This window comes from Mesorhizobium sp. M3A.F.Ca.ET.080.04.2.1 (genome assembly GCF_003952525.1).
Classification (GTDB): Bacteria; Pseudomonadota; Alphaproteobacteria; order Rhizobiales; family Rhizobiaceae; genus Mesorhizobium.
Window position 1 is genome coordinate 5,597,372 of the sequence record NZ_CP034451.1, and the last position, 14,274, is coordinate 5,611,645.

At 67.4% G+C, this 14,274-nt stretch carries 13 protein-coding genes; 1 reads left to right on the forward strand and 12 read right to left on the reverse strand.

Annotation, left to right across the window (positions count from 1 at the left end):
- Positions 1 to 13: 13 nt before the first annotated feature.
- From cobS to cbiE, 6 genes are read right to left on the reverse strand one after another with little or no spacing between them, the layout of a single operon-like run.
- Positions 14 to 784 carry an adenosylcobinamide-GDP ribazoletransferase gene (gene cobS, locus EJ074_RS26670; protein ID WP_095809442.1) on the reverse strand — a complete coding sequence of 257 codons (771 nt, stop codon included), beginning with the start codon at positions 782 to 784 and terminating at the stop codon, positions 14 to 16.
- Positions 781 to 2,097: a cobyrinate a,c-diamide synthase gene (locus EJ074_RS26675; protein WP_129553877.1), complete on the reverse strand. Its 1,317-nt coding sequence runs from the start codon at positions 2,095 to 2,097 to the stop codon at positions 781 to 783. The genes cobS and EJ074_RS26675 overlap by 4 nt, the downstream gene beginning before the upstream one ends.
- A complete protein-coding gene (gene cobA / locus EJ074_RS26680) occupies positions 2,094 to 2,909 on the reverse strand; it encodes a uroporphyrinogen-III C-methyltransferase (RefSeq protein ID WP_095809440.1) in 816 nt (271 codons plus the stop codon). The genes EJ074_RS26675 and cobA overlap by 4 nt, the downstream gene beginning before the upstream one ends.
- Positions 2,906 to 3,670 (reverse strand): precorrin-4 C(11)-methyltransferase, encoded by a 765-nt coding sequence (gene cobM / locus EJ074_RS26685; protein ID WP_095809439.1) that lies wholly within the window; start codon positions 3,668 to 3,670, stop codon positions 2,906 to 2,908. The genes cobA and cobM overlap by 4 nt, the downstream gene beginning before the upstream one ends.
- Positions 3,667 to 4,053: a cobalamin biosynthesis protein gene (locus tag EJ074_RS26690; protein WP_095809438.1), complete on the reverse strand. Its 387-nt coding sequence runs from the start codon at positions 4,051 to 4,053 to the stop codon at positions 3,667 to 3,669. Before EJ074_RS26690 ends, cobM begins: the two co-directional genes overlap by 4 nt.
- Positions 4,050 to 5,291 carry a precorrin-6y C5,15-methyltransferase (decarboxylating) subunit CbiE gene (cbiE, locus tag EJ074_RS26695; protein ID WP_095809437.1) on the reverse strand — a complete coding sequence of 414 codons (1,242 nt, stop codon included), beginning with the start codon at positions 5,289 to 5,291 and terminating at the stop codon, positions 4,050 to 4,052. The genes EJ074_RS26690 and cbiE overlap by 4 nt, the downstream gene beginning before the upstream one ends.
- 1 nt (position 5,292) lies before the next feature.
- Here cbiE and EJ074_RS26700 point away from each other — a divergent pair, with 1 nt between their 5' ends.
- A complete protein-coding gene (locus EJ074_RS26700; RefSeq protein WP_095809463.1) occupies positions 5,293 to 6,060 on the forward strand; it encodes a cobalt-precorrin-6A reductase in 768 nt (255 codons plus the stop codon).
- On the opposite strand, the gene EJ074_RS26705 is transcribed toward EJ074_RS26700, so the two are convergent.
- Genes EJ074_RS26705 through cobW form a run of 6 tightly spaced genes read right to left on the reverse strand, consistent with a single transcriptional unit; the run spans position 6,024 to position 14,273 of the window.
- Complete coding sequence (locus tag EJ074_RS26705) at positions 6,024 to 6,788, reverse strand: precorrin-3B C(17)-methyltransferase (RefSeq protein WP_095809436.1); 765 nt, start codon at positions 6,786 to 6,788, stop codon at positions 6,024 to 6,026. The two genes, EJ074_RS26700 and EJ074_RS26705, sit on opposite strands and share 37 nt — an antisense overlap.
- Positions 6,785 to 7,543 carry a precorrin-2 C(20)-methyltransferase gene (locus EJ074_RS26710; protein WP_095809435.1) on the reverse strand — a complete coding sequence of 253 codons (759 nt, stop codon included), beginning with the start codon at positions 7,541 to 7,543 and terminating at the stop codon, positions 6,785 to 6,787. Before EJ074_RS26710 ends, EJ074_RS26705 begins: the two co-directional genes overlap by 4 nt.
- Positions 7,540 to 8,172 carry a precorrin-8X methylmutase gene (locus tag EJ074_RS26715; protein WP_095809434.1) on the reverse strand — a complete coding sequence of 211 codons (633 nt, stop codon included), beginning with the start codon at positions 8,170 to 8,172 and terminating at the stop codon, positions 7,540 to 7,542. Before EJ074_RS26715 ends, EJ074_RS26710 begins: the two co-directional genes overlap by 4 nt.
- Before the next feature lie 3 nt (positions 8,173 to 8,175).
- Positions 8,176 to 9,669: a precorrin-3B synthase gene (cobG, locus tag EJ074_RS26720; protein WP_095809433.1), complete on the reverse strand. Its 1,494-nt coding sequence runs from the start codon at positions 9,667 to 9,669 to the stop codon at positions 8,176 to 8,178.
- Positions 9,666 to 13,193 carry a cobaltochelatase subunit CobN gene (cobN, locus tag EJ074_RS26725; RefSeq protein ID WP_095809432.1) on the reverse strand — a complete coding sequence of 1,176 codons (3,528 nt, stop codon included), beginning with the start codon at positions 13,191 to 13,193 and terminating at the stop codon, positions 9,666 to 9,668. Before cobN ends, cobG begins: the two co-directional genes overlap by 4 nt.
- Before the next feature lie 30 nt (positions 13,194 to 13,223).
- On the reverse strand, positions 13,224 to 14,273 hold the full coding sequence (gene cobW / locus EJ074_RS26730) for a cobalamin biosynthesis protein CobW (protein WP_095809431.1): 1,050 nt from the start codon (positions 14,271 to 14,273) through the stop codon (positions 13,224 to 13,226).
- Between the last annotated feature and the right edge of the window lies 1 nt (position 14,274).

A 14,274-nucleotide genomic window follows, 5' to 3' on the forward strand; every position in this document is an offset into this window, starting at 1 on the left:
CTCCGAAACAGAATCAGGAAAGGCAAACGGAAGCGACGAGCAGGACCGCGATCTCGCCGAGCTGCTGCAGCGCACCGATCGTGTCGCCGGTCTGGCCGCCGATCTGGCTGAGGCAAAGCGCACGCAAGGCGGCGAACAGCAGGCCGAGCAGGATCAGCGCGGCGATGGCGCCGCCGGGGCCGAGCGCCAGCAGGGCCACGGCGGCGCCAAGGGCTGCTCCGATGACGGCGGTTTCGGCGGACACGGAGCCGGCATTGGCGGACAGGCCGTCGGCGCGGGCGGGCGGCAGAAGGTGCATGAAGGCGCCGAAGAGTCCGCGCGAGGCGGCATGCGCGGCAAGCAGTGCCAGAAAAACTTCCCCAGAGTTGGTCAACTCGGACAATGCGCTCCAGCGGATGAGCAGGGAAATGCCAAGTGCGGTGGCGCCATAGGCGCCAATGCGGCTGTCGCGCATGATCTCCAGCTTCTTCTCGCGCGTCCTGCCGCCGCCGAAGCCGTCGGCGATGTCGGAAAGCCCGTCCTCGTGCAGGCAGCCGGTGGCGAGCATCGTGGCGGCAAGTGCGAGCGCCGAAGCCGGACCGGGGGCAACACCGAGCTGGGCAGCGATCGCATAGGCGAGCGCGCCGATGACGGCGACTGCAAGGCCGGCAAAGGGGGCGGCCCAGATGGCATCGGCGAGGCTCCGGCCGCCGAAATCGCTCGACGGCAGCCTCAGCCGCGTGAAGAAGACAATGTTGAGGCAGATGTCGTCAAGCAATTGCCGGGGCTCGGAGAGGCCGCTCATGCGGCCCTCGCGATGGCGTGGAAGAAGGTGCCGCTGACCTGGCCGCGCCGGTAGCCCGACGGACCCAGCGGATTGCCCTGCCCATCAGCGAGATCGGCCAACGGCTCGTCATTGCCGGTGGCAGTCATCTGCGCGTAATGGAACTCGTGGCCGCGGATGAGCGTGCCTTCGCTCCCGAGCGGGCAGGCGGCACGCAGGCGGGCCTCGCGGTAGCCGAGGTTCATCTTGCGTTTGGCGAAGCTGGTCGAATGTCCAAGCAGGCCGAGCATGGTGTGGCTTTGTCCCTCGGCGTCCTCCAGCGTCTCGCCCAGGACCATGAAGCCGCCGCACTCGCCGTGCACGGGCTTCGTCGCGGCAAAACGCGTCGTGTCCGCCCGGAATTTGGCGGCGGCCGCCAATTTGCCGGCGTGCAATTCGGGATAGCCGCCGGGCAGCCAGCAGACATCGCAGTCTTGCGCCGGCCCCTCGTCGGCCAGCGGGGAGAAGGGAACGAGCTCGGCGCCGGCTTTGCGCCAGTGCCTGGCAACATGCGGGTAGAGGAAGGTGAAGGCGGCATCCTCGGCGAGCGCGATGCGTTGTCCAGGCGGCTGCAATGCATCGCCGAAATTGCCGGGTGCCGGCTCAAGCGGCGTCGCCAGCGCCAGGATGGCTTCGATGTCGAGCGACTTCTCGACCATGTCGGCCAGGCGGTCGAGATGCGCCATCAGGTTTTCGTACTCGCCGGCCTGGACGAGGCCGAGATGCCGTTCCGGCAGATTGAGCGTAGGGTCGCGCATGATGGCGCCGACCACCGGCAGGCCGATCGCCTCGATGGCGTCGCCCGACAGCCGGCGATGGCGCTCGCTGCCCAGGCGATTGAGCACGACGCCGGCCATGCGCACGTCCGGATCGTAAGTGGCAAAACCCTTGGCGACAGCCGCCGCCGTGGTCGATTGGCCGGAAACATCGAGCACCAGAAGCACCGGCAGACCGTAGAGCCGGGCGAGATCGGCTGCCGAGCCCGTCCGCCCTTCCGGCGCGGGAATGCCGTCGAACAGGCCCATGGCGCTTTCGAGGATGACGTATTCTGTGTCCTCCGCTGCCTGCGCGGCCAGCGCGTTGAGCAGGGAAGGCGACATCGCCCAGCTGTCGAGATTGACGCCCGACAGGCCTGTCGCGGCTGCGTGGAAGCCGGGGTCGATATAGTCCGGTCCGGACTTCGCCCCGCGCACCTTCAGCCCGCGCCGGGCGAGCGCGCGCAAAAGGCCGATGGTGACGCTGGTCTTGCCCGAGCCGGAGCGCGGCGCGCCGATGATGATCGCGCGGGCGGTCACCGCTCACCCGCCAGTGTCGCGCGCATGGCGACGATGTCGCCGATGACGATCAGCGCGGGCGAGGCAAGCCCGGCGGCGGCGGCTTTCTCGGCGATCGTGGCGAGCGTGGCGACGACAATCCGCTCCTGCGGCGTGGTCGCGGCGACGATCACTGCAGCCGGCGTCGAGGGATCGAGGCCGCCCTTGAGCAGGGCGGCGGCGATGATCGGGAGATTGGCCATGCCCATATAGACGACGACAGGCTGGCCGGTGCGGGCAATTGCGGCCCAGTCGATGTCGTCATCGGTGCCGGCGGCATGGCCGGTGGCGAGGATGACGGCCTTGTTGATGCCGCGCATGGTGGCGGGAATGCTGGTGGCGGCCAGCGCGCTGAGACCCGAGGTCAGGCCGGACAGCACCCGGAACGGGATGTTTTTTCGTGCCAGGGCCAGCGCTTCTTCGCCGCCTCGCCCGAAAATATAGGGGTCTCCGCCTTTCAGGCGCACGACGCGGCGGCCCTGGCCCGCCAGCCGGACGAGCAGGGCGTTGATATCGTCCTGCTTCATCGAGGGCTGGCCGCCGCGCTTTCCCGCGTAGAAAAGCTCGGCCCCTTCAGCGACTGCGACGACATCGGTCGAGACCAGCGCGTCATAGACCAGCGCATCGCATTGCCCGAGCGCCGCGAGCACCTCCAGCGTCAGGCAGCCAGGATCGCCTGGGCCGGCGCCGGCCAGCCAGACATGACCGGGCTCCAGCTCGCGCGGCTTGAAGTTTAGCCGCGCCAGCGCCTGCTCCACCGTCCGTCCGATCCTGTTCGAGGCGCTGTCGTTCACAATCCGTCCCGTCCACGAAAACGCCGCTGGTAGTGGGCGTCATAAAGTGAGCTCTCGCCGAAATCCTGCGCCGCGAGCGCGCTGCCGACGAAGATGATCGCCGTGCGTTCCATTGGATTTTCCGCCAGCTGCGCCTCGATGGTGCCCAACGTGCCGGTAAGGATGCGCTCGTCCGGCCAAGAGGCGCGGAAGACGACCGCAACCGGGCACTCGGCGCCATAGAGCGGCGTCAGCTCTGCAACGACGCGGTCGATGGCATGGATGGCAAGGTGAATGGCGAGCGTGGCGCCGGTGCGGCCGAAGCCGGCAAGCGTCTCGCCCGGCGGCATCTTCGAGGCGCGGCCTGAGACACGGGTAAGCACCAGGCTTTGCGCAAGTTCGGGAATGGTGAGCTCGCGCCGCAACGCCGCCGCCGCGGCGGCAAAGGAGGGGACGCCGGGCGTCAAGGTGTAGGGGATGCTGTTCTTATCCAGCCGCCGGATCTGCTCAGCGACCGCGCTCCACACCGAAAGATCGCCGGAATGAAGACGCGCGACATCCTGGCCGGCTCTGTGGGCGACAACATATTCGGCCTCGATCTCGTCGAGCGACATTGGCGCGGTGTCGATCAGCTTGGTGCCGGGCGCGCAATGCTCGAGCAGTTCCGGCGCGACGATCGAGCCGGCATAGAGGCAGATCGGGCAGGACGCCAGCAGACGGCTGCCGCGCAAGGTGATGAGATCCGGAGCACCAGGACCTGCGCCAATGAAGTGGACGGTCATGCGGCACCTCCGCCAAGAGCGATGGCGCAGGTGACCGGGCCAAGCACCGTGCGGGCCCCTAGCAGTCTTGCACCTTTTCCGGCCGCCGCCAGAGCCGAGGCTTCCGATAGCGACGGCGTGCCAGCGTGGGCCTGCGATGTTTCGGATCGGCTGATCGTGCCGGCGGAGGCGGCCTGCAAGGCGTCGTCGGTAACGACGATCACCGGGAGAGCGAGGTCGCGCCCGGCCAGGAAAATGGCTTCCTCCTGGCGTTTGGTTTCGCCTGTAGCCAGCGCGGAGAGCGCGGTCATTGCCAGCCCATGCGCTTCGAGCGCGGTCTCGACCGCCGCGCGCACGTCGCTTGCCGTCACACCTTTCCGGCTGCCGATGCCCGCGACCATCATGGCTTGACCCAACTCCACTGCATGACCGGCATCGCCGGGCGCCAGGCCTGCATGGAGCCGACCGGAGCTGCGCGCGAGAGCGCGATGCGGGTGAGATCGCCGCCGCGCCTGGTGTGCTGGCCGAGCAGCAGCGCTTCCAGCTCCAGCGTCACCGCATTGGCGACCAGCCGGCCGCCGGGACGAAGGGCCTTGATCGCCTTCTCCAGCACCCCGGCGTCGCTGCCGCCGCCGCCGATGAAGATCGCATCCGGCGTCTCCAGCTTGAAGAACGCCTTGGGCGCCGAGCCTTCAATCACGACCAGACCCGGCACACCGCAATGAGAGGCATTGCGGTGAATACGAGCGGCGCGCTCCTTGTCGGCCTCGACGGCGATGGCCCGCATCGAAGGATGCGCCAGCATCCATTCGATGCCGACCGAACCGGAGCCTGCGCCAATGTCCCACAACAGTTCGCCGCGGCGGGGCGCCAATGCCGAGAGTGTGATTGCGCGGATCTCGCGCTTAGTGATCTGGCCGTCATGCTCGAACAGATGATCGGCAAGACCGACGGTCAAGGGCAGGATGCGCGCATCCGGCGTCGATTCAATTTCCAGCGCCAGCACGTTGAGTGGATTGATCTTCTTGAGATCGAAAGCGTCAGCGCGCGCGGTGCGGCGCGTCTCATCGGGACCGCCCACCGCTTCCAGGACCGTCAGCCGCGAGGGCCCGAAGCCATTCTCCTCGAGTAACCGCGAGATGGCCGCCGGGGCATCGCCGTCCGATGTCAGCGCAAGGATGCGCGCCCCGGCATGGAGCAAGGGACGGATCAGATCGATCGGACGGCCATGCAGCGAGATGGTCTCGACATCCTGCAGCGCCCAGCCGAGGCGGGACGCGGCCAACGACAAGGAGGACGGCGACGGCAGGACCAGCATCTCATCCGGCTTTACCTTGCGCGCCAGCGTGACACCGACGCCATGGAAGAACGGGTCGCCGGAGGCGAGCACGCAGACATTCTTGCCTTTCAATGCCAGCACATCGCGCATCTCGGCATCGAAGGGGGTTGGCCACGGGCGAGCTTCACCCTTGGCCAAGGATGCAACGAGCGCCAGGTGCCGTTTGCCGCCAAAAACGACGTCGGCCTGCGCGATACGCTGCTTGGCCGGATCGCCAAGACCCGCTACACCGTCCTCGCCGAGGCCGACCACCGTTAGCCATTTTGAGGTGAGCTTGGCGCCGCGCGGACCCTTAGCAGGCATGATGACCCACCGTATCCTGATCCTCGGCGGAACCACCGAAGCCCGGCAGTTGGCGGGAAAGCTGGTGCGTCGGGAGGATTTCTCGGTCACGCTGTCTCTGGCCGGCCGCACGGAAAGCCCCGTCGCCCAAGGCGTGCCGGTGCGCGTCGGTGGATTCGGTGGCGCGGAAGGAATGGCCGCCTATCTCGGCCAGGACCATGTCGACCTGCTGATCGACGCAACGCACCCTTATGCGGCGCGCATTTCGGCCAATGCCGCCGAGGCGTCCAGGCGAACCGGCGTTCCCATATTGGCCTTGAGGCGCTCGGGCTGGGAGCCAGTTGCCGGCGATCGCTGGACCCTGGTGGACAGCGTTGCTGAAGCGGCGCAGGCGCTTGGCACGAAGCCTCGACAGGTGTTCCTGGCGATCGGCCGGCAGGAGGCGGCCGCCTTCGAGGCCGCTCCGCAACACCGCTATCTGATCCGCAGCGTCGACCCGGTCGAGCCGAAGCTGGCGGTGCCCGACGCGCTCTACCTCCTGGCGCGCGGACCGTTTCCAGAGGCCGACGAGCGGGCGCTGCTCGAAAAACACGGCATTGACGCCATCATATCGAAGAACAGCGGAGGCGAGGCCACCTATGGCAAGATCGCCGCGGCGCAGGCGCTCGGCATCGAGGTCATCATGGTGCGTCGCCCGCCGCTGCCGGACGTTCGTTCGGCCGAGACGGTCGATCAACTGGCCGCAATCGTCGATCATCTTTTCGAACCCGTTGCCGAGCGCGGCGTGTAGACCAGCGCGGGGCGTTCGCCGCGCTTGATGATGCGGGTCTCGGGCGAGCCGATGATGATGCAGGTCGCCATGTCGGCTTTTTCCGCATCGGCATCAGCAAGCAGGAACACCTCGATGCGCTCGTCGGGCCGACCGGCGGCGCGGCCGAAGATCACCGGCGTGGTGCCGGGCAGGATCGCCTTCAGGCATTCGAAAGCCCGGCCAAGCTGCCAGGGCCGGGCCTTGCTGATCGGATTGTAGAGCGCAATGACGAAGCCGGCGCCGGCCGCCGCGAGCAGGCGCAGCTCGATCAGGTCCCACGGTTTCAGATTGTCGGAGAGCGAGATGGCGCAGAAATCGTGGCCCAGCGGCGCGCCGATGCGGGCGGCGACGGCGAGCATGGCGGTGACGCCGGGAACGACCGCGAGGTCGATCGCTCGCCATTCGGCCGGCCCGGCTTCGATCGCCTCACAGACGGCTGCCGCCATGGCAAAGACGCCCGGATCGCCCCCGGACACGACGGCGACGTTATGGCCTTCGGCGGCCTTGGCCAGCGCTTCGTTGGAGCGGGCGAGCTCCTCGCGATTGTCCGAGGCGACACGGATCTGGTCCGGGCGCAACTCCAGCCGCTCGACATAAGGCTTGTAGCCGAAGAAGAAGGAGGCTTCCGACACGGCGCGGCTTGCCTCCGGCGTGACCTGGTCGGCATTGCCCGGCCCGAGACCGATGACGGTGAGGCGGCCGCTCATGGCTTGGCTCCGGCAGCGCCAGGGCGGGCGGACCAGCCGGCAACCAGCACGATGGCGAAATAGGGGGCCTTGTCATCCGGCTTGTCGGCGAGCCGCATCGAGACGCTGCCGGGCATGGTGCCGCGTTCGACATAAACAGCCTTCGCCAACTTGCCGGTCGCTTCCAGCGCGCGGCGGATTTTGGGCAGGTTGCGGCCGACCTTCATGATGACAGCGGCATCGGTGTCGGCCAGCCGGCGCGTCAGCTCGAACTCGCTCATCGTGCCCGGCAGAACGGTCAGCACGTCGTTGCCCTGGACGATCGGCAGGCCGGTCGCCGACCAGCAGCCGGACATGGCGGTGATGCCGGGGATGACTTCGGTCGGAAAGCGATGCGCCAGCCGGACGTGCAGGTGCATATAGGAGCCGTAAAACAGCGGGTCGCCTTCGGACAGCACCGCAACCATCCTGCCGGCGCCAAGATGCTCGGCGACCTGTTCGGCCGACTGCTCGTAGAAGTCGGTGATCTGCGAGCGGTAGTCGTCGTGGTCCTTGTCGATCTCGGTCGTCACCGGATAGAGCAGCGGGAGCTCGATCATGTCCGGCCGGAAGCGCGCCTCGACGATGGCACGCGCATTGCTGTTGTTGCCGCGCTTGGCGAAATAGGCGACGACGTCGGCCTCGGCCAGCGCGCGCGCTGCCTTCAGCGTCAACAATTCCGGATCGCCGGGACCGGTGCCGACGCCAATCAGGCGTCCTTTGGATATAGCGTTCACAGGCCCGGCCTCGCCAACGAATTCAGCGCCGCCGCCGTCATGGCGCTGCCACCAAGCCTGCCGCGCACGATGGCGTAAGGCACGCCATAGGAGTTCTCAGCCAGCGCATCCTTGGATTCGGCAGCGCCGACGAAGCCGACCGGCATGCCGATGATCGCGGCCGGCTTCGGCGCGCCGTCGCGAAGTTTTTCGAGTAGATAGAACAGCGCGGTCGGCGCGTTGCCGATGGCGACCACCGAGCCGGCCATGCGATCGCCCCAGAGGTCGATTGCAGCGGCCGATCGGGTATTGCTGATTTCCTTGGCGATTTCGCTGGTGCGTGGGTCGCGCAGCGTGCAGATCACCTCATTGCCGGCCGGCAGCCGGGCACGGGTGACGCCATGTGCGACCATCTCGGCGTCGCAGAAGATCGGCGCGCCGGCCGCTAGCGCGGCCCGGGCAGAAGCGACGAAATCGCTGGAAAAGACGAAATGGCTGGCGGCCTCGACCTGGCCGCAGGCATGGATCATGCGGATCGCGACATCGGCTTCGGCCTCGGAGAAGCGCGACAGGTCGGCCTCGGCGCGGATAATGGCGAAAGAGCGCTCATAGATCGCCATCCCGTCATGGATATAGTCGTAAGCGGCCATTCTTCAGTTCCGTCGATAGAGTTCGGCGACCCCGGCCGCGCCAAGCCTTCTCAGGCAGGCAGCGGTGGTCTCGCCTTGATGTCGTTCGCCACGGGTTGCCGCCGCAATGCCGGCGATCCCGCGCGCGGCGTCATAGCCCGGCCTGTATCCGGCAGGAAGGGCCTTTGCCGTCCCGTCCACGACAAGTCCGGCTCCGTTTTCGTCGCCGACCAGGGCCAGCACTGCCGGGCCGGGATGGGCGCAGCCCTTGGCGCAGCCGGAAATGTGAAGGGTGAGCGAGGCATCGAAGAGGTCGGGGCTCTCCGTTGCGATCGTTTCAGCGATGGCGCGGGTGGCGATGCGGCCGGAAGTGCAGGCGGGCGCTCCGGGGCAGGCGGCGATGCGGGTGCGCGGATCGGCGGCCTTGGTGACGAAGCCGAGGGCGGCGGCTGAGGCTTGCAGGGCAGGGCAGGCGGATGCGGTGAGGCCGAGGAAAAGCAGAGCGCGGCCTGGGGCAAAGCGGATTTCGGTGGTGCCGAGATCCGAAGCCTGAACGGCGAGATCCATGAGATTTTGCGCCGGCATGCTGCCGAAGGGCAGGCCGAAGCCGAGGGCGTGGCTATCCGCAAGATCGAAGGTGCCAATGGGGCGTCTTATAGGCTGGCGCTCCTTCACACCCCCCTCTGTCCTCCCGGACATCTCCCCCGCAAGGGGGGAGATTGGCAGCTCTGCCGCCGGCACTCCTCTTTTGTCCGAAGTTGACGCAGCGTTTGCGATTAGCGAAACCGGCGGCGACAGCTCAATCTCCCCCCATGTGGGGGAGATGTCCGGCAGGACAGAGGGGGGCGCGAAGGAATGCCAGCCTGCGAGGGAGGCCAACTGCCGCTCCGTCAAATCCCGCGTATGCGCCTCGCGGCCTCTTTCAGCGACCATCCGAAGTGCCGCAACGGTGATATCGCGTGCACCGTCCGTATCGACCATCGTGAGCGGCCTTGCGCTGCGCGCGTCGCCGGCAACCGACATGCTCCATTGGGTGCCGCTTGCAGTCCGCACCGCAGTCAGCCTTACGTCGGCAGTCACCGCATCCATGGCCAACTGCCCACCGCCGTCGACAACCACCGACACCTTCGGCCCCAGCCGTGCCGTCAGCCCGGCCTCTTGGATGGCAATCCTGATCCGATCCGCCAGCGGACGCGGGTCCGCGATCTCCTGCGGGTCGATGCCGGCCAACGGCCCGATCTCCACCGGCACGCCGCTCCGCACCTCGATCCCCAGCGCATCCACTTCGGCCGCCAGCAGCTGCGCGCTGTCCGCCGTCAGACCGCGGATCTGCAGGCTGCCGCGCGCGGTCACCTCCATGATGCCGTTGCCATGGCGCAGGGCGGATTCGCAGAGTCCGATCAGTGCCTTGAGGGCAAGTCCTCCAGCGACCGGATTGAGCCGCACCAGCAATCCGTCGCCGGTTCGCATGGGCGCGCTCAAGGCAGGGCAGGCGCCGCGGCGCGAGAAGGCGTTCATGCCGCCACCCCGCTTGCCTGGGCCTCTGCGATCAAGGCGGCGAGATCGTCGTCGATGGAGTTGCGGAGCGGATGCCAGAGGCCGCGCCGCCGCGCGGCCAGGAACCGCTCCGCGATGACTTTCGCGGCGGCCGGGTTCTCGCGCAGGAGGAAGGCGCGAACCTCCGGGTCACCCACATAAGCGTCATGCACCGCTTCGATCAACGCAGCGGAAATGGCATGTGTGGTCTCGGCAAAGCCGACGAGACGATCGACGGTCTCAGCGAATTCCGAGGCTCCGCGCGGGCCGTGACGCATCTGGCCGGCAATGAAGCGCGGATTGACGGCACGCGCCCGCACCACGCGGGATACCGCTTCGCCAACCGAACGCGGTTTCGGCTTCTTCGGATCGGTGGTGTCGAGCACGATGACGTCGGCATTGCGGCCGAGCGCGGCCAGTGCTGCAGAAAACCCGCCGATGAACGCGACATCGGCCGAGCCTTCGAGGATATCGCGGCCCGGGTCGTCGCCGGTGTGGACGAGAAGGTCGGCTTCGGCAATGCGGCCCTCGAAGGCGCCGGGCGCGGAAATCGCTTCCCCGTCAGCGCCGCCATAGGCGTGCGATGTGGCCTCAAGATAGGCGCGGCCGATCTCCTCGCGCGCACCCCATTCGCCGCGCGACAGCAGATCCTCGATACCGGCGCCATAGGTGCCGGGCGAGGTGCCGAAAATGCGCGGGCTGACTTTCCCCTCGGCGCGCGCCGCGGCGGCGAGGGGATTTTCGGAATCGTCTTCATCGCGGCCGGCAACCGCATGGGCGGCGGCGTCGATCAGCGCGATCTGGGTCGGGAACATGTCGCGGAAGAGGCCCGAAATGCGCCAGGTGACGTCGATGCGCGGGCGGCCAAGTGCCGCCGGCGGCAGCACTTCGATGCCGGTGACGCGGCCGGTGGCGGCATCCCATTGCGGCCGGCAGCCCATCAAAGCCAGGCCTTGGGCGATCTCCTCGCCGCCGGTGCGCAGCGAGGCCGAGCCCCAGAGGTCGATGACCAGCGCGCGCGGCCAGTCGCCATGGCTCTGCATGTAGCTGCGCACGACTTCCTCCGCCGCCGCCTGTCCGAGGTCATAGGCGGTCGGCGTCGGCATGGTGCGCGGGTCGGCGGTGAAGAGGTTGCGGCCGGTGGGCAGCACGTCGGAGCGGCCGCGCGCCGGCGCGCCGGCCGGCCCTGCCTTGATGTGGCGGCCGTCGAGCGCGGCGAGCAGGGCTGCCTTTTCGGCCTCCGCGCTTTGCCTCCGCAGGGTATCGGGTTCATCCTCCGGCGCGCGGCCATAGATGTGCAGCCCGTCCTTGATGGCGAAATCCTTGAGGTCGCAGAGCCAGGCGTCGATGCGGCGCAGCGCTTCGTCCGGCGCATCGGTGCCGCCAACGCCCGCTTCGGCGGCCAGACCGGATTTTTGCGCGGTCTCGACGATAAGCCTGGCCAGCCGATCGCGGCGGCGGCGGTCGAGTCCGTCGGCCTGGGCGTATTCGTCGACCAGCCGCTCGAGCCGCTGCTGCGCCTCGTCGAGACCGGCGCCGGTCAGCGGCGGTGGCAGATGGCCGAGCGTGATGGCCGAAATCCGGCGCTTGGCCTGCGCCGCCTCGCCGGGATTGGAGACGATGAAGGGATAGATGACCGGCAGCGACCCGGTGACGATCTCGGGGAAGCAGGTGCCGGAGAGGGCGACCGTCTTGCCCGGCAGCCATTCGAGCGTGCCATGCGCGCCGACATGGATGATGGCGTGCACGCCGAGCGATTTTTGCAGCCAAAGGCCGAAAGCGATCAGGTCATGACGCGGGGGGAGAGTTGGGTCGTGGTAGTCGGCGCGGCGGTCGGCCGAGCGGCCGCGGTCGGGGGCGAGCGCCACCGTGATGTTGCCGAAGATCGCGGCGCGGAAGGGGAAGTGTGTCGAGGTCGGCGCTTGAACACCCCCCTCTGTCCTGCCGGACATCTCCCCCTCAAGGGGGGAGATTGGCAGTTCTGTCGTCTGCGCGATCCCAGCAGCGCTGATGATTGGCGAAAGCTGTGATGACAGCTCAATCTCCCCCCTTGAGGGTGAGATGTCCGGCAGGACAGAGGGGGGCGCATTGACGTGAGCTTCGTGCTTAGCTCCTCCCCAAGCTGCCTCAACCGCATCGCGCGAAGCTTCGGGAAGCTCTGCCGACAGAGCGAGGTAATCCTCCAAGGCAAGACCCTGCCCACCAACCCTCAGCGCATCCACCAACCCACGCGGCGATTGCGGAATCCTGTCAACCGTATAGCCCTGTTCCTTCAGGTCATGCAGCATGGCGAGCACGCTCGACGGAACATCCAAGCCGACGGCGTACCCCGTGCGTCCTGGCGCGCTTGGATAATCCGGAATCAGGATGGCCAGTTTGCGCCTCGCCCGCGCGGTCCGCTGCAGTCGGACAAAGGCGCCGATGCGAGCCGCGACCTGCGCCACGCGATCCGTTTCCGGCCGGTTGGCGAAAGCTCGAAAGGCGAGCGCCGGGTCGGCTTCGATCTCGCCCTTGAACGAGATCGCGCCGGCCAGGATGCGGCCGTCCAACTCGGGCAGCACGACATGCATGGCGAGATCGGCGGGCGCCAGGCCGCGCTGGTTTTGCTCCCACACCTCGCGCTTGGTCGTGGCGACGATGACCTGGAACACCGGCACGGCGGCGCGGTCGAACAGGGTTTCGGCACCGGGCTCGGCGCCGGAGGCGAAGGCGGTGGCAGTGACCATGGCTGCGGGGTTCAGCGAGGCGAGGGCGGTTTCGACGAAGCCCAAAGACGTCGGATCCTTGAGGCTGGATACAAAGATCGGTACGGGCGTCATGCCCTGCGCCCGCAAAGCTTCGGCCAACGCGTCGATCGGCGCGACGTCGGCCGCAAGCAGCATCGAGCGGTAGAAGAGGATGGGGATGATCGGGGCAGCATTTCCCTCCCTCTCAAGGGGGAGGGGGACCACGCCGCGTTCCGGCTCGTAAAATCCAGCCTTCGGCACGCTGACCGGCTCAGCAACCGCCGCATCCGATCCGGCAAGCCGCGCCAATCTCTGAACCAGCGTCGCCATATTGGCCGGGCCGCCTTCGCGGAAATAGCCGAGCAGGGCGTCGAGTTCGGCACGCGGCAAGGTCGAGCCTTCGATCAGCCGCAGGTCCTCGTCATGGCTTTCGCCGGGCAGCAGCGCCAGTTTTATGCCGCGGTCGCGCGCCACCGCCGCAAGCTGGTCACAGCCGTAACGCCACCAGTCATAGCCGCCGAGGATGCGGACGAGAACGACCTTGGCATGACGCGCGACGCTGTCGATCCACAAATCGACTGACATTGGATGGCGGAGGTCGCGCAAAGCCGCGAGCCGCATCGACGGAAGGTGTTCCGCATTCCCCTTCCAGGCGGCAGCCAGACCGGCGAGGTCGCTGTCGGTGAAGGACAGCGCCACGACATCCGCAGGCGTCTGCCTGAGGTCGATCGGCTCGGCGAGGTCGTCGAGCGAAGCGGATGTCGTGATGAGGATATGCATTGCTTGTCGTGTCGGGCTTTCGTATCGGCCTCAGCCGGCGAGGATACGCTCGATCGCCGGGCGGTTCAGCCCCTTGAGGCCGATGACGACCAGCCGCGAACGGCGGTCGTCTTCCGCCGTCCAGGCGCGGTCGTAATAATGGTTGACGCGCGGGCCAACGGCCTGCAGCAGCAGCCGCATCGGCTTGCCGCCGACCTCGACGAAACCTTTGACGCGCAGCACGTTTTCCTGCTCGGCGGCAACGGCGACGCGCTTTGCAAGCTCATCCGGATTGGCGATCGACGGGATATCGATGACGAAGGAATCGAAATCGTCGTGCTCGTGATCGAGCTCGTCATCGTGATGCGTCTTGCGGTTCTCGATGTCGTCTTCGACGGCGAGGCCAAGGCCGAGCAGCACCGACGGGTCGACCTTGCCCTGTGCGGTCGGAACGACCTTGACCGCGCGCGCCACGTGCTCGCCGATGACCGCGTTGGCGCGCTCCGAGCCGGCCGCGTCCATCAAATCGCTCTTCGACAGGATGATCAGGTCGGCGCAGGCGATCTGGTCCTCGAACACCTCCTCGACCGGATCATCATGGTCGAGCGAATCGTCGGCGGCACGTTGCGCCTGCAGGGCATCCATGTCGGAAGCGACGCGGCCGTCGGCCAGCGCCGGACCGTCGACCACGGCTACGACGCCGTCGACGGTGACGCGGCTCTTCACGCTCGGCCACTGAAAAGCCTGGACCAGCGGCTTCGGCAAGGCCAGGCCGGAGGTCTCAATCAGGATGTGGTCGACCTTCGGCGTGCGCGACAGGATCTGGTCGAGCGCCGGCACGAAGTCGTCGGCGACGGTGCAGCAAATGCAGCCATTGGCCAGTTCGACGATGTTTTCCTCCGGGCAGGTATCGACGCCGCAGCCTTTCAGGATCTCGCCGTCGATGCCGACATCGCCGAACTCGTTGACGATGATCGCCAGCCGCTTGCCCTTGGCATTTTCAAGCAGGTTGCGGATCAGCGTCGTCTTGCCGGCGCCGAGAAAGCCGGTGACGACGGTGCAGGGAACACGGGAAAGATTGGGCGAATTAGGGGCGTCCATA

Bases quoted from the DNA above. Each gene is read 5' to 3' on its own strand.
- cobS (WP_095809442.1), bottom strand. From the start codon at position 784: ATGAGCGGCCTCTCCGAGCCCCGGCAATTGCTTGACGACATCTGCCTC.
- cobM (WP_095809439.1), bottom strand. From the start codon at position 3,670: ATGACCGTCCACTTCATTGGCGCAGGTCCTGGTGCTCCGGATCTCATC.
- EJ074_RS26690 (WP_095809438.1), bottom strand. From the start codon at position 4,053: ATGATGGTCGCGGGCATCGGCAGCCGGAAAGGTGTGACGGCAAGCGAC.
- cbiE (WP_095809437.1), bottom strand. From the start codon at position 5,291: ATGCCTGCTAAGGGTCCGCGCGGCGCCAAGCTCACCTCAAAATGGCTA.
- EJ074_RS26700 (WP_095809463.1), top strand. From the start codon at position 5,293: ATGACCCACCGTATCCTGATCCTCGGCGGAACCACCGAAGCCCGGCAG.
- EJ074_RS26705 (WP_095809436.1), bottom strand. From the start codon at position 6,788: ATGAGCGGCCGCCTCACCGTCATCGGTCTCGGGCCGGGCAATGCCGAC.
- EJ074_RS26715 (WP_095809434.1), bottom strand. From the start codon at position 8,172: ATGGCCGCTTACGACTATATCCATGACGGGATGGCGATCTATGAGCGC.
- cobG (WP_095809433.1), bottom strand. From the start codon at position 9,669: ATGAACGCCTTCTCGCGCCGCGGCGCCTGCCCTGCCTTGAGCGCGCCC.
- cobN (WP_095809432.1), bottom strand. From the start codon at position 13,193: ATGCATATCCTCATCACGACATCCGCTTCGCTCGACGACCTCGCCGAG.
- cobW (WP_095809431.1), bottom strand. From the start codon at position 14,273: ATGGACGCCCCTAATTCGCCCAATCTTTCCCGTGTTCCCTGCACCGTC.